Raw genomic sequence first — 19716 nt, forward strand, 5'->3', positions numbered from 1 at the left:
GCGTCAAGATCGCTTCGCGCTCAGCCATCGTTAAACGCGCGTCTAATAAGTCGGGTGAAAAATCAAAAGATAAACTTAAAACATGCGAAACCAAAATCCGCGCTTCGTCGTACGCATTGTCAGTGCCGTGGCCAAAGAATAGACCAGCGAGCCCGAACTCGCTTATACCCCAGCGAAGGTAGTCGCGAATGGTCAGCAGCTCGTTGCTAATATTTTGTTTTTGGCTCATATCATCATCCGCTACGTAAAGTGAGGATTTTACACGACCGAGACGATTATTCCTGCACTGTTTAACATCGCCCATAAAAGCGTTTGTGCTAGACACTGCTTTGCTCAAGATCGTTTGGAAAGTTAACCTGGGTTTGCTACCATTCGCACCCCAATACGCATCAAGGATAAAAAGTGGAAAAAGCGTTTGCAGATATTATTAAACAAATCGGCGAAGATCCTAGCCGCGATGGGCTATTAGATACGCCAGCCCGGGCAGCGAAAGCGTTTGAATTCTTAACAGAGGGCTATCGTCGCGATGTTAAAGAGGTCGTCAACGGCGCTCTATTCGAGTCCGACTGCAATGAAATGGTTGTGGTATCCGACATTGAGTTGTACTCACTATGCGAGCACCATTTGCTTCCTTTTATTGGCAAATGTCATGTTGCCTATATTCCCCGAGGCAAGGTACTCGGCCTTTCAAAAGTAGCCCGTATCGTCGACTTGTACGCCAGACGCTTACAGATCCAAGAAGGTTTAACAACTCAAATTGCGAATACCATGATGGACGTAACAGGTGCTGAAGGAGTTGGGGTAATTATAGAAGCCCGCCATATGTGCATGATGATGCGGGGAGTTGAAAAACAAAACTCGGTAATGCGTACCAGCGCAATGTTGGGAGCGTTTAAGACAAACCAAGCCACTCGCACTGAATTTCTGTCGCTGCTGAGTTTATAAGCTCGATTTCATTGGCCCACCTACATGGTTTATGTGGGCCTCAATAACCAGCTATTGAGCAAGCTCATCCCCGTCCTGAATGCAGCAATTCCATTATCCACGTCGCTATCTGCGATGATTGCCCTTCCATATGACAGTGATGCTGTCCATCAATTTCTCGCACACTAAAACGACTCGCTATATTCACCGGTAAGGTTGCGAGCCATTCGCCAAACCCTTGGTTAGCCAAAATTAACATGGCAGGCGAAGCGATCGCGTCGATAACAGCCTGTAGTTGTTCAAGGCTTAATTTCACCGGAGATGCTAACTTTAGCCGTTTATCACTGCGCCAATAATAGCGGCCATCATCAGCCTGAACGGACCCTCGCGCCACTATCAATGCCGCCGCGACTGGGGCCATTGATGTTGCTTTACACCGAGCGGTGACAGCTGCATCGAAATCGGCATGACCTCTATCGCCTCTTGATCGACTCGTTTGAGTATAATCATTGAGATATTTGGCCATTTGGGCTGGGAAATTAGTAGCAGTTTCCGGCGGCGGCAACAAACCATCTAGACAGATCAAATGGCGTATTCGCTCAGGAGTAGCTGCACTGAGCAAGGCAGCGATAATGGCGCCGCGCGAATGACCTAGCAGAGAAAACTCCTGCCAGCCCATCTGATCCGCCACTGAAACAATGCAGCGTAAATCATCCCAAATAGCATAATCCCCGGATGGCGGTTTGTGATCACTTAAACCGTGTCCAGGCAGATCTAGGGCTAAAATCTGTAAACTAGGAAGTTGTTCAGCGAGGACATCAAAACTCGCCGCGTTGTCCAACCAACCGTGCAATGCAATAACGGGAAGTCCAGAATCGTCTCCCCAGAGCTTAGCCGCAATGCTTAAACCCTCAACATTAAAACGCTTATCAATAGCCGAAAGAACACTCACCGGCCGTTGTGATCGTAGTTAGGGTAATGACGCAGCCACTCCAAATTCCCACAGGCTTGGGCAAACACCTCGGCTCGAATAAGAGCCATACTTGCCGGCTGCATCCCCCAGTAGCTCTTATTAGCTCCATCGTGCCAATAGTCAATGGCGTTGCTCAATAGCGGATTGTGGGAGACAACGAGCAAGCGCTCACCGCGAAAAGTCGCCAGCATAGCCTCTAGCTCAGACTGCGGCGTATCAGGGGTTAATGATGATTTCAAACGCGACTTGAGTTGCCAGTCGCGATTTAAAATTGCCGCAGTTTGCACCGCTCGGCGATAGGGACTGACCCATAACTCATCTGGTTGCCATCCATTGCTGCCAATCCAATCTGCTGCAGCGCTGGCCTCTTGCTGACCTAGAAGAGTTAACTCCCGCTCGATATCTGTCTTGGTATCCCACGACGCCGAGCCGTGCCGTACTAACAAAATTTCCATATCACCCATTACGTTATTTTATGATGAACTCTACATCGCGGCTCTGTTCGGCGCACATCATAGTCCCTATGACTTCACCCACCTCACGGCCATTATAAATAATATCGTAAAGACCATTAACCAATGGCATGTAGATATCCAAGACCTCAGACTGTTCTTTCATTAACCTAAGGGTATTAACACCCTCGGCCACCTGACCAAGACTTGCAACCACCTCATTAAGGTCTCGCCCCTGACCCAGCTCATAACCAACACGATAATTTCGGCTCAGCGGTGAAGTGCACGTGACAAAAAGGTCGCCAACCCCCGCCAAACCCATAAAGGTCAGCGGATCAGCGCCTTTTATCACCGCGTAGCGACTCATTTCTGCCAGACTGCGGGTAATCAACATACTAATGGTGTTGTGACCGCAACCCAAGGCCGCAGCCATACCAGCGGTAATGGCATAGACGTTCTTCAAAGCGCCAGCCAGTTCCACACCGTACATATCGCTGCCAGCGTATACGCGGAAATAGGCGCACTGCAATATATCCTGAATAGTGGTATTGAGTTCAGGATCATCACTTGCGATCACCGTACCGGTAATCATTCTTGCTGCTAGTTCTTTCGCCAAATTAGGGCCACTCATGACACCTAAGCGAACCTGAGGAAGCTCTTCTCGCAACACTTCACTCATTAATTTGTTGGTTTCAAACTCGATACCCTTGGTGGTGCTGACCAATATGGTCCCCGGCGCCAAATGATCTGCGAGCTGACGCGCAACTTCTCGACTGGCCTTACTGGGTATAGAAAAGAATACCGCATCGCAACCGGCCACTGTTTCTTGGAGGTCGGTGCTTGCTCGTAAGGAGGGGTTTAGCGGTATTCCTGGCAGATAAACTTCATTAGTGTGAAACTCGTTAACTTCTTTTACGCGCTCACCGGTTCTCATCCACTGACAGGTATCATGGCCGTTATCCGCCATAATATTCGCGATCGCAGTGCCAAAGCTGCCGCCACCGAGAATCGCAACTCTATATTTTTTTGTCATACTCCGTTGAACCCCTATCTTATTTATTGGGAGTTTATCACTGCTGCATCGGACTAAAACAAAAAAGGCGGCTTTCGCCGCCTTTTTACTGGAAATTTATGCGCTAAGTTCCAGCAGCAGCTTATTCAACTTATGCACATAGCTGGCAGGATCTTCAAGTTGCGCCCCCTCAGCCAAATGAGCTTGGTCGAATAAAACGTCAACTAGGTCCGCAAAACGCTCCTCATCAGTCTCTTTATCCAGTTTAAGCACCAGGGGATGCCCGGGATTAAGCTCAAATACAGGTTTGCCTGGTGGTAAGGCTTGACCAGCAGCCTCCATCATTCTGCGCATTTGTGCGCCCATATCGTCTTCGGTCACCACCAAACACGCTGGTGATTCGGTTAAACGACTGGTGACCCGCACACCCTCAACTTTTTCAGCCAGTACCTTATTGACGCGCTCTACCAGATCTTTGTGTTCTTCGGCCAACACTTCCTGGGCTTTTTTCTCTTCCTCATCCTCCAAATCGCCCAGATCTAATTCGCCGCGGCCAACGTCCAAGAAGGACTTACCATCAAAATCAGCCAAATGGTTCATCAACCAATCGTCGACACGCTCGGAAAGCAACAGAACCTCAATACCCTTTTTACGAAACACTTCTAAATGCGGACTGCTGGATGCGGTTTTATGACTTTCAGCGGCCACATAATAAATTTTGGCCTGGCCTTCTTTCATGCGCGACACATAATCTTCTAAAGAATGAGTCTGCTCGACCTTATTATCGTGAGTCGTGGCAAAACGAAGCAATTTGGCAATTTTTTCCTTGTTACCAAAATCTTCAGCGGGACCTTCTTTCATAACTTGACCGAAGGCTTTCCAAAATTGCTGGTATTTCTCAACGTCATTTTTTGCGAGTTTGCCCAACATATCTAGCACACGCTTAGTGACCGCACTCTTCATGGCGTCTACAGCAGGATCTTGCTGCAAAATCTCACGTGATACATTTAATGACAAATCATTGGAGTCGATAACGCCCTTAACAAAGCGCAGGTACAGCGGCAGAAATTGCTCTGCATCGTCCATAATAAATGTGCGTTGAACGTAGAGTTTTAGTCCGCGGGCCGCTTCGCGATTCCACAAATCCATAGGCGCTTGGCCAGGCAAATATAACAAGCTGGTGTACTCTAACTTGCCTTCAACCTTGTTGTGGCTCCAACTCAGCGCAGGACTAAAGTCATGGCTCACGTGCTTATAAAATGCCTGATATTCGTCATCGGCAACGTCACTGCGCGAGCGAGTCCACAGTGCAGTGGCGCTGTTTACGGCTTCAAATTCAGGTGCTTTTTGCTCTTCACCTTCTTTAGCAGCGGGCGGTGTATCCAACATTTGCACGGGAATGCTGATGTGATCTGAGTATTTTTTGATAATTGAGCGCACCCGCCAATCATCTGCAAATTCAGTATCTTCTGCACGCAAGTGCAAAACAACGGTGGTACCACGATCTGCTTTTTCGCAAGATTCAATTGAAAAATCGGCTTCCCCGGTAGATTCCCAGTGCACCGCTTCCGCTGCGCTTAAACCGGCGCGACGACTAAACACTTCAACCCGCTCAGCAACGATGAACGCGGAGTAGAATCCGACGCCAAATTGACCGATCAGCTGCGAGTCTTTTTTACCGTCGCCGCTGAGGTTCTTCAAGAACTCGGCGGTACCTGAACGGGCGATGGTGCCTAAATTGCTCACCACCTCGTCTCGAGACATACCAATACCATTATCGCTAAGGGTTAAAGTATTGGCCTCTTTGTCGAGGGTAATGCGAATGCGTAATTCTGGGTCGCCTTCATACAGGCTGCCGTCGCCCAAAGCTTCATAGCGCAGTTTATCAGCGGCATCTGAAGCGTTTGAAACCAGCTCTCTAAGAAATATTTCTTTATTGCTATACATTGAGTGAATCATTAGCTGGAGCATTTGTTTCGCTTCAGTTTGAAAACCCAGAGTTTCTTTTTCTGCTGTCGACATTGCTGTTACCTTTGTTCAAAAAAAATTTAGTGCGGCCGCAGCGTTAGCGGTCAGTGTCTATAAGATGGGGCCAACACTTATTTTTTCAAGACTAGGCGCTACGATTATCAGGCAGCACCCGCGATATAATCGCATGTGCGTCAACGCCCTCGGGCAAACACCCATAGACGCCCCGCCCACCGCTTAATCGAGACCAAATAAATCCGTCGACAACGGCTTGGGGGGCCGAGCTAATCAGTAATGAAGCTTGCATGGTTAAAGCTAGCTGCTCAATTAAATAGCGGGCGCGAAACTCAAGATTATTTGAGTTTGAAAAAACAGCCCTAAGCTGAGCTATAGCGCTGTCTAATAACGCATAGCGACCCGCCGTTTTGGCCATTTCAATAAACCAGCGATCTAGTACGGCAGGAGTTTTCTGTAGTGCCCGCAGCACATCTAGCGCCTGAATATTTCCAGAGCCTTCCCAGATCGCATTAATAGGCGCCTCCCGATACAATCTTGGCATAATGCAATTTTCAATCACGCCGTTACCACCGAGGCACTCCATCGCCTCGTAGGCATGGCCGGGCGTGCGCTTACAGATCCAAAATTTACCCACCGCGGTCCCTAAGCGCATCAGCAATTGTTCTGCAGGATCGTCCGGCTTATCAAGGGCAGCAGCCATACGCATCGTCAGCGCGAGCGAGCCCTCTACTTCTAATTGTAAATCCGCCAACACATTCTGCATCAACGGTTGATCAATCAAGCGTACACCAAACGAGGATCGTTGCTGGGCATGATTTACCGCTTGCGCAACAGCTTGGCGCTGTCCAGCCGTAGAGCCAACCATGCAGTCAAAGCGGGTTAATGCCACCATTTCGATAATAGCGGCCACGCCACGGCCCTCTTCACCGACCATCCAGCCCTGCGCCTGGCGCAGCTCTACCTCAGACGAGGCATTAGAGACATTGCCCATTTTGTTTTTAAGGCGCTGGACATACAGCCCATTTTTAATGCCATCCTCACGCCATCGCGGCACCAAGAAGCAGCTCAATCCACCCTTTGCTTGAGCCAACATTAAAAACGCATCACACATAGGAGCAGACAAAAACCATTTATGGCCGTTTAAAACGTATAAGGCACCATTTCCCGACTCCCTGAGCGGCGTCGCCACGCTAGTATTTGCCCGCACATCAGACCCGCCTTGCTTCTCGGTCATTCCCATTCCAATCGTCACGGCGTCCTTCTCAAAGTACGGCACGTTCTCAGGCTGATAAGCATTATTGAGAATTTTGGGAAGCCAAACCTCCGCCAATCGCGGGCTCAATTTTATAGTGGGGACCGAGGCAAACGTCATGGTTAGCGGACAGCCGTGACCGGCGTCAATCTGCGTCTGCATATAGCTAAGCGCGGCGCGCTCAAGGTGAGTGTTCTTCGGACTTTCTTGCCATGGCCCAGAATGCAGCCCCTCACTCAGGGCCATATTCATTAATTGGTGATAGGCCGGGTGAAATTTAACAAGATCAACGCGATGACCAACACGGTCGTGCGTATCAAATTGAGGCTTGTTTTCATTGGCCTCAAAACCCCAAGCAATCACTTCTGCGCTGCCACATCGAGCACCGTAGGCCCTTAGTTCAGCAGTATCAGATAAGCCGAAATGGGCTAGGGTTTCTAGCAGCGGAATATCACTGCTAAATACATTATAGTTCTCTAAAGCACCAGCTTGATTGAAGACATCGTGGGTCTCAGCAACCACCTCAAACGCCTGATCAGAGTCATTTTGAATCGACGACATCACCCTCTCCTCATCTGAAATTACGCTAGGACTTGTGCAATACCTTGTCCACTACACCCACGGCCCTTAAACAGAAATCTCGCAAAGCCTTGCTTGTTTCTTCATTACAGCAGGGATGAACTAATGGACCCAATAGGCTCTCTGCCATTGCTCCGACCAAGGCCGCTGCCGACAGCGACGGAAGTTGGGGAGCCAATACACCCGTTTGCACCCCCTCGAAAATCACCGCCTCAAAAAGCGCGGAATACGTTTTACGATACTGTAAGCGCGCTAAATCCACCGCTGGATCTACTGGCTCAGCGATAAGCGCCCAGGCTAATTTAGGCGCGGCAAAAGCGCGTTGCGCAAAGACTTCTGCTGCCGCCGCCAAACGAGTAGGTACTGGACCCGCTGCCAATAGCGCAATTTTTACCGCCTCGACCTCTCGGATAGTCGCGCGACTGAAGACTTCGGTGCTCAACTCATCTTTGTTGCTAAAATAACGATACACCGTGCCAACCCCAACTCCAGCCACAGACGCCAAAGCCTGGATAGTTAGGGCGCCAAAGCCGCCCTCTCTCACCAGTGATTCAGCGGCGTGAAGCAAAGCGGATTTTTGTGCGGCCTTTCGCTGCGTCACCAAGGGCGTTTCGCGGTATGCCATAAGGACTCCATAAGCTACCAAACAAGTGAATCATTATTCACTTGTTTGGGCAATATCTTAATTAGAGGTAAGAAAGTTAAGCGGAAACGACAAAAGGCGGCCGAAGCCGCCTTTTTCAAACAAAGAACCTAGAACTTACCAGCCGGTAATTTCTTTAAGCGCTTTGCCTATATCGGCCAAAGAGCGAACGGTTTTAACACCAGCATCTTGCAGCGCTGCAAACTTCTCATCTGCAGTACCTTTACCACCAGAGATAATCGCACCGGCATGCCCCATACGCTTACCAGCAGGTGCGGTGACACCAGCAATGTAAGATACAACGGGCTTGGTTACGTTTGCCTTGATGTAAGCAGCTGCCTCTTCTTCAGCAGTACCACCAATCTCACCGATCATGACGATTGCTTCGGTCTGTGGATCATTCTGGAACATTTCCAAAATGTCGATGAAACTAGAGCCTGGAATTGGGTCGCCACCTATACCTACACAGGTAGACTGGCCGAAACCATAGTCGGTAGTCTGCTTAACGGCTTCATAAGTCAAAGTACCTGAGCGCGATACAATACCTACTTTACCTGGCAAATGAATGTGACCGGGCATAATGCCGATCTTACTTTCGCCTGGAGTAATAACACCTGGACAGTTTGGTCCTATTAAACGCACACCCATCTCGTCGCACTTCACTTTACATTCCAGCATATCCAAAGTTGGAATGCCTTCAGTGATACAAACAATCAGTTTGATACCAGAAGTTGCAGCTTCGAGGATGGAGTCTTTACAAAATGCGGCAGGCACATAAATAACTGACGCTTCTGCACCAGTAGTGGCAACTGCATCTGCAACGGTATTGAAGACAGGAAGGCCCAAATGCTCTTGACCACCTTTGCCTGGCGTTACGCCACCGACCATTTTAGTACCGTAAGCTATGGCTTGTTCAGAGTGGAAAGTACCCTGTGCGCCGGTGAAGCCCTGGCAGATAACTTTAGTATCTTTGTTAAGTAAAACGCTCATTATTTACCCTCCGCTGCTTTTACGACTGTTTCAGCCGCTTCAGTGAGGCTGTTAGCAGCGATAATATTCAGACCGCTTTCTGCAAGAATTTTGGACCCGACATCTGCATTATTACCTTCGAGGCGAACAACAACAGGAATCTTTACACCCACTTCTTGGACTGCACCGATGATACCGTCAGCGATCAAATCGCAACGTACAATACCGCCAAAAATATTTACCAGAACCGCTTTAACGCTGTCATCTGACAATATAATTTTGAATGCCTCAGAAACGCGTTCCTTGGTTGCTCCGCCGCCTACGTCAAGGAAGTTAGCTGGCTCACCACCGTGTAATTTAACAATGTCCATGGTACCCATAGCCAAGCCTGCACCATTGACCATACAGCCAATATTGCCGTCCAGTGCCACGTAGTTCAATTCAAAACTAGCCGCATGCGCTTCGCGAGCGTCTTCCTGAGAAGGGTCGTGCATCGCCTTCAATTCAGGATGACGGTACATCGCATTGCTATCGACAACCAATTTGGCATCTAGGCAGTGCAAGTTTCCTTCGCTAGTAATAACTAATGGGTTGATTTCCATCAAGGCCAAATCTTTATCTTCGAACAATTTAGCCAAGCCCAAAAAGATATGAACAAACTGTTTAACCTGAGTTGGATTTAAACCCAGCTTGAAAGCCAGTTCGCGGCCTTGGTATGGCTGAGCGCCCGTCATCGGATCAATAATTGCTTTGAGAATCTTCTCTGGAGTCTCTTCTGCAACTTTTTCAATCTCAACGCCACCTTCGGTAGAGGCCATGAAAACGATACGACGTGAAGAGCGGTCTACTACCGCACCCAAATATAACTCCTGATCAATATCAGTACATGATTCAACCAAGATTTTAGAAACAGGCTGACCTTTCGCATCTGTCTGATACGTTACTAGGTTTTTACCCAGCCACTTTTCAGCAAATGCCTTGATCTCGTCTTTGCTGGTAACTAGCTTAACGCCGCCAGCTTTGCCTCGGCCACCAGCGTGAACTTGGGCTTTAACAACCCATTTGTCACCGCCAATTTTATCAGCTGCAGCTGCAGCCTCTTCCGGGGTATCGCAGGCATAACCTATAGAAACAGGTAGCCCATATTCAGCAAACAACTGTTTGCCCTGGTACTCGTGAAGGTTCATGTTGGAATTACCATCTCGGTCTGTGGAAGTCTCAAGCGAGCTAGATCCTGTCAGTGACTTGGCCCGCTTCCTCTGCACATTGCCGTAACAACGCTAAGTCGGGACGAATATTTTCCCGAATTTCGCGCACTACCGCAAATCTATTTACGCTTCTTGCGATTTGGCATATGGATAGCTTGTCCATTTACCGCTAATGCGGCTTCATGAACAGCTTCGGAAAGCGTGGGATGACCGAATACAGTCAAACCAATATCCTCCGCCGACGAGCCAAACTCCATAGCGATAACAATTTGTTGTACTAAGTCAGCCGCACTATTACCAATAATATGGCAGCCAAGAATACGATCAGTGTTTTCGTCGGCGAGTATTTTCACCATTCCCACTGAATCATTAGCAGCAACCGCACGACCAATGGCCGCGAACGGAAACGCGCCTACTTTAAAAGAAATACCGTCAGCTTTTAACTGCTCTTCTGTTTTGCCCACACCTGCTATTTCAGGATGGGTGTAAATAACCGATGGAATACAGTCGTAATTCACGGCGACTTTATGGCCGGCAATACGCTCAACGACCATAACACCCTCTTCTGAACCCTTATGTGCCAGCATGGGACCGCGAACAAGATCACCTACTGCAAAGATTCCCGCAGCATCAGTTTCGCAGTAATCATCAACAAAGATGAAGCCACGCTCATCGAGATTTACACCGCAATCAGGAGCAAGCAAATCATTACTGAAAGGTTTGCGGCCCACACAGACAATTAATTTATCGAAGGTTTCGGTTTTCTCTTCATCATCTTGGGTATAACTTACCTCAACTTTACCTTTGACGATTTTAGTCGCGGTAACCCGTGCACCCATTTTTATATCTAAACCCTGCTTTTTAAAAACTTTTGCCGCTTCCTTGGCAATCTGTCCGTCCACTGCGGGTAGAAAAGTATCCAAAGCCTCTAGCATGACAACCTGGCTACCCAAACGTGACCATACGCTGCCAAGTTCCAAACCGATAACGCCGGCGCCAATCACACCTAATTTGGCGGGCACGCTTTGGAACTCTAAGGCACCGGTTGAATCAACGATAACATCTTGATCCACTGGCGCGGAAGGAATGGCGATCGGAATAGATCCGGCAGCAATAATGATACTGCCGGCCTCGAGCAAACTGATACTGCCATCAGCCGCCGTCACTTCCACTTTCTTGCCTGCCAGCACCTTGCCAGCTCCTTCAATGGTAGTGACACCGTTGGCTTTGAACAAACCACCAATACCGCCAACCATTTGATCAATAACTGCGTCTTTACGCTTGATCATGGCAGGAACATCAATCGTTATCTCGCCAGTACTAATACCATGCACCGCAAAATTATCTTTTGCTTCATGATACTTATAGCTGCTATCAAGTAAGGCTTTCGATGGGATACAGCCCCAGTTTAAGCAGGTTCCACCCAAGGCTAATTTGTCATCTTTGTTACGGCCTTTTTCAATACAGGCAGTTTTTAACCCAAGCTGTGCAGCGCGAATCGCTGCGACATAACCTGCGGGACCAGAACCTATTACTACCACATCAAATTTCGACATCAATAACACCCTGTTCTTTAATTTGTAAAGGACCATCACGAGCAGGCCCAGCACATCTAAACAATTCTCGCGCCGATATCAACAACACCAATCTTAGCTCGACTAAATTTCTAGCAGAATCCGTGCTGGATCTTCAATAAGGTCTTTAATCGCGACAAGAAATTGAACCGCGTCTTTACCGTCAACCAAGCGATGGTCATAAGACAAGGCCAAATACATCATGGGTTGAATAACCACCTCACCATTCACCGCCATCGGCCGATCTTGAATTTTATGCATACCCAAAATAGCGGTTTGCGGCGGGTTTAGAATAGGCGTGGATAACAATGAGCCAAACACCCCACCGTTGGTGATTGTAAATGTACCGCCGGTCATATCTTCGATAGAAAGCTTACCGTCTTTAGCACGCAAGCCGTACTCGCGGACTTTTTCCTCAATTTTCGCCAAACTCATATTTTCTGCGTCGCGCAGCACCGGTACAACCAAGCCTTTGTCGGTAGAAACCGCCACGCCGACATCTTGAAAACCGTGATATACCACGTCATCGCCGTCAAGAGAGGCGTTGACTGCGGGGAAGCGCTTAAGTGCTTCGCAAGCCGCTTTAACAAAAAAGCCCATGAAACCTAAACGAGTGCCATTATGGGATTTTTCAAACAAATCTTTGTATTGGCTACGCAGATCCATAACAGGCTTCATATTAACTTCATTAAAGGTCGTCAGCATCGCCGTGGTATGAGTTGCTTCTAGCAAACGCTCAGCAATACGCTTGCGCAAACGCGTCATGGGCACACGCTTTTCCACCCGCTCGCCCGCGGGCACATCAACAACTGGGGCAGCCGGTGTCGGCGCGGGTGTCGGCGCAGGCGTAGGCTTAGCGGCAGGTACAGAGACAGGTTTATGGCTAACAACGTCTTCTTTGGTAATGACGCCGCCTTTGCCGGTACCGGTAACTGCCGCCGCGTCAATGCCTTTTTCGTCTAGCATTTTACGAGCAGCTGGACTGATTTTAAGGTCAGCGCTAGCAGCAGGTACCGCTTCTGACACTGCTTCGGCCGGCGCGGTAGTAGCCGCACTCGCCGCTGCACCTTCGTCAAATAAGGCAAGAAGTTCATCACTAAGAACGATCTCGCCCTCACCCTTAAGGATTTCTTTTAGCACGCCGTCAGCGGGTGCAACCACTTCTAACACGACCTTATCAGTTTCAATATCAACTAAAGGCTCATCACGTGACACGGCTTCGCCGACTTTTTTATGCCACGTGGCAATAGAACCATCGGCGACTGATTCCGGAAATGTTGGTGCTTTTATATCAGTACTCATTATTTTTCCTGTCAATTAACGTCGCTGTACGAGACAGTCTTTAAAAGTTGATTAAAACTCTACAATTTTAACGCCTGTTTAATAAATTTCTCTTGTTGAGCAAGGTGCAAAGCCATATATCCGGCCGCGGGTGATGCTGACGGCTCTCGCCCAACATAACCCAACAATAGATTTTTCTCAGGCTTAAAGCTACGAATTACCCGAGTCATACGATGACGACTATTATACCAAGCACCCTGATTACGCGGCTCTTCTTGGCACCAAACCACTTTTTTAAGATTTGGATAGCTAGCAATGGCATTGCGTAAATCTTCATAGGGAAAGGGGTAAACCTGCTCGAGGCGAACCAGAGCAACAGAGTCTTTGCTGTGTTCACGACGCGCTGCTCGCAGATCGTAATACACTTTACCGCTACACAGGACCATACGCGTGACTTTAGACTTATCGATATCATCAGTCTCATCAATCACATTTTGGAACTGACCTTGGGTTAATTCTTCTATGCTTGAAACTGCTTCTTTATGGCGCAGCAAGCTCTTAGGTGACATTACCACCAGTGGCCGGCGTAACGGCCGAATCGCCTGACGGCGCAACATATGATAAACCTGCGCGGGTGTAGAGGGCACGCAAACTTGAATATTGTGCTCAGCGCAAAGCTGCAAGAAACGCTCTAGTCGAGCAGAAGAATGCTCTGGCCCCTGCCCTTCATAGCCATGCGGCAAGAGCATGGTCAGACCACACAAACGGCCCCACTTTAACTCACCACTGCTTATAAACTGATCGACAACAACCTGCGCACCATTGGCAAAGTCACCAAACTGAGCTTCCCAAATAACCAGAGAATCTGGCTGTGTTGTTGAGTATCCATATTCAAAGGCAAGCACAGCTTCCTCTGACAGCAGTGAGTCGAAAATTGAAAAATCCGGCTGATCAGCAGACATATTCTGCAGCGGAACATAACGGCGAGCATCTGACTGGCTGTGCAATACCGCGTGACGATGCGAAAAGGTACCGCGACCTACATCCTGACCCGTAAGACGTACTTTGTGCCCCTGCTTTAGCAGTGTGCCGTATGCCAAAACCTCCGCAAAACCCCAGTTAATGGGCATTGCACCTACGGCCATTTTACGACGATCTTCGTAAATCTTGGCGACTTGGCGCTGAACAACGATACCTTCAGGCACGGCGTTAACAAGCTCAGCAGTCTCTTTAAATAATTTTGATTCGATTGACGTGTCACCAGCAACATCCCAAGCGTGACCAAGATACGGCGTCCAATCAACAAACAACTCAGTGTTAGGCTGCATAACGAGACTTTTCGCTACGTGCTCACCATTGTCCAGCGCCTGACGGTAATCGTCGGCCATTTTATCAGCAAGCTCTTTGCTAATAATGCCTTCTTCAAGCAATTTATTTACGTAGAGCTCACGTGTGGTTTTCTGTTTACTGATTTTGCTATACATCAATGGCTGGGTGCCAGAAGGCTCATCAGCCTCATTGTGCCCGCGACGCCGATAGCAAATAAGATCTACCACCACATCTTTCTTAAACTCTTGACGAAAGTCTGCCGCCATTTGGCTGACAAACAATACGGCTTCCGGATCGTCGCCATTAACATGGAAAATCGGTGCCTGAACCATTTTTGCCACATCAGTACAGTACTCAGTCGAGCGCGCATCTTCCTGCAGGCTGGTAGTGAAACCAACTTGGTTATTGATGACGATATGAACTGTGCCACCGGTTTTGTAGGCGCGGGTTTGAGACATTTGAAATGTCTCCATAACGACGCCCTGACCAGCAAATGCGGCATCACCGTGTAAAACCACCGGAACAACTTTCTCCCCAATAGGATCGTTGCGACGATCCTGTCGCGCGCGCACCGAGCCTTCCACAACAGGTGACACAATCTCCAAATGCGAGGGGTTAAACGCCAAAGCCAAATGCACTTCACCACCAGAGGTCATCACGTTCGACGAGAAACCTTGGTGATACTTAACGTCGGCCGAACCCTGATATTTGACCTTACCTTCAAACTCATCAAACAGCTCAGCGGGACTTTTACCCAAGATATTGACTAAAAGATTGAGGCGGCCACGGTGAGCCATACCAATAACCATCTCTTTCGCGCCATAAGATCCGGCACGTTGAATAATGGCATCCATCATCGGAATTAAGCTTTCACCACCTTCCAAACCAAAGCGCTTAGTACCTGGGTATTTAGAACCCAAGGATTTTTCTAAACCTTCGGCGGCGGTTAGACGCTCTAATAAATGTGTGCGAACTTCGAGTCCAAACTGCGGCTGTGAACGTACGCTCTCCATCCTTTGCTGGATCCAAGTTCGCTCGCGGGTATCGACAATATGCATAAACTCAGTGCCGACTGATCGGCAGTAAGTGGCACGCAAGGCATCGTAGATTTCCCTAAGAGTAGCTTGGTCTTTACCGATGTAAAGACTGCCAGTTTGGAAAGTAGTATCGAAATCAGCTTCGCTCAGCTGGTGATATTGCAGCTCTAGATCGGGTACGCGGCCACGCTGCCACAGACCCAGTGGATCTAGTTCAGCTTCTTGGTGACCGCGTTGACGATATGCGCTAACTAGTTGAATAACTCTGATTTGTTTGCGTTCATGAACACTGATATCGTTATTTATTGGCCCATTATTGCGAATAGGCGTTTTTGCCAACTGGGCAAAATGCTCTCGAACGGGCGAATGGGGAATATCATTTATTGTGCTTTCACTGACGCGGGGTAATTGTTGGAAGTAATCACGCCACTCATCAGAAACGCTGTTGGGATCTGTAAGATAGTTTTCGTACAACTCTTCTACATAAGTCGCATTTCCGCCAGATATGTGTGAGCTCTTCCGTAAAAGCTCCATCGAATTTTTCTGCATTCCTGTCCACCTAAAAATAAGGAAAGTGGTCGCGCGAATAGTTATTGCCCGATAAGGCAATTCTCACCTGGTATGTCCTTGCAGCGTTCAGTGTACGCTGCAGAACCGACTTGCACCACAGACAAGGCGCTTCCCTACTGTGCGTTTTCACACTTGTATAGCGCTGGTAAGCACAGAATTATATTTTATTTTACGCTGCTAGTCAGCAGCGCTTTAGGATTAACTTTATGCAGAGTTTTATCTCTCGGCCTAAGCCGAGAGAATATTTACGTTGCCCTGCTTAGCAACATAGTCCGAATGTGACCAATCGCCTTTGTCGGATTTAAACCCTTAGGACAAACATTGACACAGTTTTGGATGCCGTGGCAACGAAATACACTGAACGGATCATCAAGATCATTCAAGCGCTCTTCAGTTGCTGTATCGCGACTGTCCGCCAAAAAGCGATACGCTTGCAACAAACCACTTGGACCAATAAAACGATCCGGGTTCCACCAAAAGGATGGGCAAGCGGTTGAACAGCACGCACAAAGAATACATTCGTACAAACCATCTAACTTAGCACGATCTTCAGGAGACTGGAGACGCTCGATGCCAGGTGCTGGCGTATTGTTTTGCAAGTATGGCTTGATCTTCTCGTACTGCTTATAGAAAAGCGTCATATCGATGACAAGGTCACGAATTACCGGCAAGCCTGGCAGCGGGCGCAGCACAAGCTTATTACCACCTCTGCCATTTTTCAGCGCCTCTGAAATTGGCGTAATGCACGACAAACCGTTTTTACCATTAATATTCATGCCATCCGAGCCACAAACGCCCTCACGACACGAACGACGGTAAGTCAACGAAGCATCGTTGCGTTTTAAGAGCTCAAGTACGTCCAATACCATGATGTCCTTGCCACCGGTATCGACTTCAACTTCCTGCATATACGGTTCCTGATCTATTTCAGGATTGTATCGATAGAGACTGACTTTCAACATATCTGTTTTCTCCTGAATCAGTACGTACGAACTTTTGGTGCAAAAGCTTCGAGCGTTTTAGGCGTAAAGTTAACCGCTCGCTTGGCAATGGTTTTGTCTTTCGGGAAGTAAACCGAATGACACAGCCAATTCACATCATCGCGATCAGGGAAATCGTCGCGAGCGTGGGCACCGCGACTTTCCGTCCGCGCCTCTGCAGCAATTGCAGTAGCCTCGGCAACTTCTAATAAGTTATGCAATTCAAGTATTTCAATACGCGCGGTATTGAATATATTGCTCTTATCTTCCAGCTTGGTATTCTCAATACGACCACGCAGATCATGGAGCTTTTTGACGCCTTCTTTCATGAAGTCACCGCGGCGGAATACACCGAAGTAATTCTGCATCACACCCTGTAACTCTTTACGCAAATCAGCAACTTTTTCGTCACCTGTCGCGTTATTAATTCGATCAAGGCGTGAAACAGCATGTTCAATCTCAGCTTCAGAAGCGTCGCGCAGGTCGATACCTTCGCGCAGAGCCTGCTCAATAAAGATGCCAGAGGCACGACCAAACACCACTAGGTCGAGCAACGAGTTGCCGCCGAGACGATTCGCGCCGTGAACAGATACACAGGCGACTTCGCCACAAGCGTAAAGACCCGGAATCACCGTATCATTACCATCTGCATCAATAGTAAGCGCCTGACCATTCACGTTGGTCGGAATACCACCCATCATGTAGTGACAAGTAGGCACAACTGGAATCGGCTCTTTAACTGGGTCAGCGTGGGCAAAGGTACGTGACAATTCACAAATACCCGGCAAACGGCTTTCCAATACATCTTCGCCAAGATGGTCAAGTTTTAGGAACACGTGATCGCCATTGGGGCCACAGCCGCGACCTTCCAAAATCTCCAACGTCATTGAGCGAGCAACAACGTCGCGACCAGCCAAGTCTTTGGCATTGGGCGCGTAGCGCTCCATGAAGCGCTCGCCATCTTTATTGACTAGATAACCACCTTCACCGCGGCAACCTTCTGTCACTAATGTGCCTGCACCCGCAATACCTGTGGGGTGAAACTGCCACATCTCGATATCCTGCACTGGGAAACCCGCGCGCAGTGCCATACCAATTCCGTCACCGGTATTAATATGGGCGTTAGTAGTCGACGCATAAATTCGACCAGCGCCGCCAGTGGCAAATACTGTTGCCTTGGATTTGACATAGACAACTTCGCCAGTCTCGATACAGATGGCGATAACGCCCACGACTGCGCCATCTTCGTTTTTCACTAAATCAGTGGCGTACCACTCATTGAAAAATACGGTTTTGTGTTTCAAGTTACCTTGATAAAGAGTATGCAGCAGTGCATGGCCAGTTCGGTCTGCCGCTGCACAGGTACGAGACGCTTGACCACCTTCCCCAAACGCTTTCGACTGACCGCCAAAGGGACGCTGATAAATACGGCCTTCTTCAGTACGCGAAAACGGCAAACCCATATGGTCCAACTCAAAAATAGCCTCAGGACCAACCTTACACATGTATTCAATAGCTTCCTGATCACCGATGTAATCCGAGCCTTTGACGGTGTCATACATATGCCACTGCCACTGATCATCAGGATCGTCACTGGCGATTGCGCAAGTAATACCGCCCTGAGCAGAAACCGTGTGTGAACGAGTCGGAAAAACTTTTGAAATTACTGCTATTTTGTAGCCTGACTGCGCCAGTTGCAGTGCAGCGCGCATACCAGCACCGCCGCCGCCAACAATGACAGAATCAAAAGAAATAGTACGAATATTAGCCATTACTTAACTCCAAAGAATCTGGATTCCCCAAACGAGGTACGTAAACAAAACAACAGCCGAAGCTGCCTGAAATGCCAAGCGCAATACTGTGCCTCGACCGCCCAATAGTCGCTCAGTTAGATAATCGGTAGAGACTGCCCACAGTCCAATCCAAGCATGAGAAACGATGGACAATACTGCTGCGGTACTAAATACACGCATGAAGGTACTGTCGAAGTATGCACTCCACTGCGTGTAGGTCAGATCTGACCCACTGACCAGCAGATAAAAAACAACCACCAGCATATACGCCAGCAGTATCACACCGGAAACCCGCTGAACTAGCCAGTCGGACAAACCACTGCGCCCAAAATTCGTTACTGAATCTACCATATCCACAACCCCGAGAGCACAACTAACATCGCCGTAGCGGCAAAGACTAACTTAGCACCAGTCTCACCACCTTTCATCGTTTCACCGATGCCGGCATCCATTACCAAATGTTTGACGGCAGAGGAAGCGTGATAACTTAATGCAATTAAAACAGCCCAAATACTTAACTTGCCCCAGAAGGATGCTAAATATGCCTTCGACTGTTCAAAGCCCTCGGGCCCATCCAAGCTTGTACCTAGGAACCAAAACAGCAGGGCAACACCTGCTACAAGAGTTACACCACTGACGCGATGCAAAATAGAGGTATATGCGGTAATCGGCAGCGAAATTGTGCCGAGATCCAAATTTACAGGTCGTTTATCTTTCACGGTTTTTGCCACACTTTTAATTTCAGGCCCATGTACTACGAGCGGTTTAAAGGGAGTGGATCAATCACATACCGAATTCTCCAATCCGGCATCGCTTCATTATCAGCAGGAGCATTAAACTCCCAGCGAAACGCCGGCATTATAGGACCATCGAAGTGCAATTACAAACGCTTAAACATCCGCAAAAGGGCCCCAATAAACTCCGGTATCAAGAGCTTAATAGGATAAATTCGAGCCATTATGGGTCCGTATAAATCCTTAGTTCAGAGCCTTGTGGTGCACAAAAAATGGTCCACATTCATGTAAAAATCATAAAAACTCACCGACACTCAACATTTAGAATTCCATCCAAGCCAATTGCAGGCTAAAATGTATTCACTGTTGACAAAACATTTTAGCTCTCTATATTTGTCACTCCCGCGAATGCGGATCTTC

The 19716-nt window shown here is 48.3% G+C and carries 16 protein-coding genes and 1 pseudogene; 1 reads left to right on the top strand and 16 read right to left on the bottom strand.

Translation table 11 applies throughout. From position 1 onward, the window contains the following. Positions 1 to 229, bottom strand: a pseudogene (locus tag ACI955_RS15915) (50S ribosomal protein L3 N(5)-glutamine methyltransferase); the annotation flags it as partial. A gap of 173 nt (positions 230 to 402) precedes the next feature. Between ACI955_RS15915 and folE the strand changes: the two are divergent. Next, a complete protein-coding gene (gene folE / locus ACI955_RS15920) occupies positions 403 to 945 on the top strand; it encodes a GTP cyclohydrolase I FolE (protein WP_415244729.1) in 543 nt (180 codons plus the stop codon). 64 nt (positions 946 to 1009) lie between these two features. Here folE and ACI955_RS15925 read toward each other — a convergent pair whose 3' ends face one another. From ACI955_RS15925 to sdhC, 15 genes are all read right to left on the bottom strand, one after another. Further along, positions 1010 to 1876, bottom strand: a complete 867-nt coding sequence (locus ACI955_RS15925; protein WP_415244730.1) for an alpha/beta hydrolase — start codon at positions 1874 to 1876, stop codon at positions 1010 to 1012. Next, positions 1873 to 2352, bottom strand: coding sequence for a SixA phosphatase family protein (locus ACI955_RS15930; RefSeq protein ID WP_415244731.1), 480 nt, complete (start codon positions 2350 to 2352; stop codon positions 1873 to 1875). The genes ACI955_RS15925 and ACI955_RS15930 overlap by 4 nt, the downstream gene beginning before the upstream one ends. 13 nt (positions 2353 to 2365) lie before the next feature. Further along, entirely contained in the window at positions 2366 to 3382 is a 1017-nt protein-coding gene (locus ACI955_RS15935) for an NAD(P)H-dependent glycerol-3-phosphate dehydrogenase (protein WP_415244732.1), read from the bottom strand. 96 nt (positions 3383 to 3478) lie between these two features. Next, the gene (htpG, locus tag ACI955_RS15940) at positions 3479 to 5383 is read right to left on the bottom strand and encodes a molecular chaperone HtpG (protein ID WP_415244733.1); all 1905 of its coding nucleotides are present in this window, start codon (positions 5381 to 5383) and stop codon (positions 3479 to 3481) included. A gap of 91 nt (positions 5384 to 5474) precedes the next feature. Further along, entirely contained in the window at positions 5475 to 7160 is a 1686-nt protein-coding gene (locus ACI955_RS15945; RefSeq protein ID WP_415244734.1) for an acyl-CoA dehydrogenase family protein, read from the bottom strand. 25 nt (positions 7161 to 7185) lie between these two features. Further along, entirely contained in the window at positions 7186 to 7803 is a 618-nt protein-coding gene (locus tag ACI955_RS15950; RefSeq protein ID WP_415244735.1) for a TetR/AcrR family transcriptional regulator, read from the bottom strand. Between the two features lie 135 nt (positions 7804 to 7938). After that, positions 7939 to 8811: a succinate--CoA ligase subunit alpha gene (gene sucD, locus ACI955_RS15955; RefSeq protein WP_415244736.1), complete on the bottom strand. Its 873-nt coding sequence runs from the start codon at positions 8809 to 8811 to the stop codon at positions 7939 to 7941. After that, entirely contained in the window at positions 8811 to 9977 is a 1167-nt protein-coding gene (gene sucC, locus ACI955_RS15960; protein WP_415244737.1) for an ADP-forming succinate--CoA ligase subunit beta, read from the bottom strand. The genes sucD and sucC overlap by 1 nt, the downstream gene beginning before the upstream one ends. A 140-nt stretch (positions 9978 to 10117) precedes the next feature. Next, positions 10118 to 11557 (bottom strand): dihydrolipoyl dehydrogenase, encoded by a 1440-nt coding sequence (gene lpdA / locus ACI955_RS15965; RefSeq protein WP_415244738.1) that lies wholly within the window; start codon positions 11555 to 11557, stop codon positions 10118 to 10120. A gap of 99 nt (positions 11558 to 11656) precedes the next feature. Continuing rightward, positions 11657 to 12874: a 2-oxoglutarate dehydrogenase complex dihydrolipoyllysine-residue succinyltransferase gene (gene odhB, locus ACI955_RS15970; RefSeq protein ID WP_415244739.1), complete on the bottom strand. Its 1218-nt coding sequence runs from the start codon at positions 12872 to 12874 to the stop codon at positions 11657 to 11659. A 59-nt stretch (positions 12875 to 12933) separates the two neighbouring features. After that, the gene (locus ACI955_RS15975; RefSeq protein ID WP_415244740.1) at positions 12934 to 15768 is read right to left on the bottom strand and encodes a 2-oxoglutarate dehydrogenase E1 component; all 2835 of its coding nucleotides are present in this window, start codon (positions 15766 to 15768) and stop codon (positions 12934 to 12936) included. A 266-nt stretch (positions 15769 to 16034) separates the two neighbouring features. Continuing rightward, on the bottom strand, positions 16035 to 16751 hold the full coding sequence (locus ACI955_RS15980; RefSeq protein ID WP_415244741.1) for a succinate dehydrogenase iron-sulfur subunit: 717 nt from the start codon (positions 16749 to 16751) through the stop codon (positions 16035 to 16037). A 17-nt stretch (positions 16752 to 16768) separates the two neighbouring features. Further along, entirely contained in the window at positions 16769 to 18541 is a 1773-nt protein-coding gene (gene sdhA / locus ACI955_RS15985; RefSeq protein WP_415244742.1) for a succinate dehydrogenase flavoprotein subunit, read from the bottom strand. Between the two features lie 3 nt (positions 18542 to 18544). Further along, complete coding sequence (sdhD, locus tag ACI955_RS15990) at positions 18545 to 18913, bottom strand: succinate dehydrogenase, hydrophobic membrane anchor protein (protein ID WP_415244743.1); 369 nt, start codon at positions 18911 to 18913, stop codon at positions 18545 to 18547. Further along, a complete protein-coding gene (sdhC, locus tag ACI955_RS15995) occupies positions 18907 to 19281 on the bottom strand; it encodes a succinate dehydrogenase, cytochrome b556 subunit (protein WP_415244744.1) in 375 nt (124 codons plus the stop codon). The genes sdhD and sdhC overlap by 7 nt, the downstream gene beginning before the upstream one ends. Positions 19282 to 19716: the final 435 nt, after the last annotated feature.

It is taken from the genome of Zhongshania sp., from assembly GCF_047636175.1.
Lineage (GTDB): Bacteria > Pseudomonadota > Gammaproteobacteria > Pseudomonadales > Spongiibacteraceae > Spongiibacter.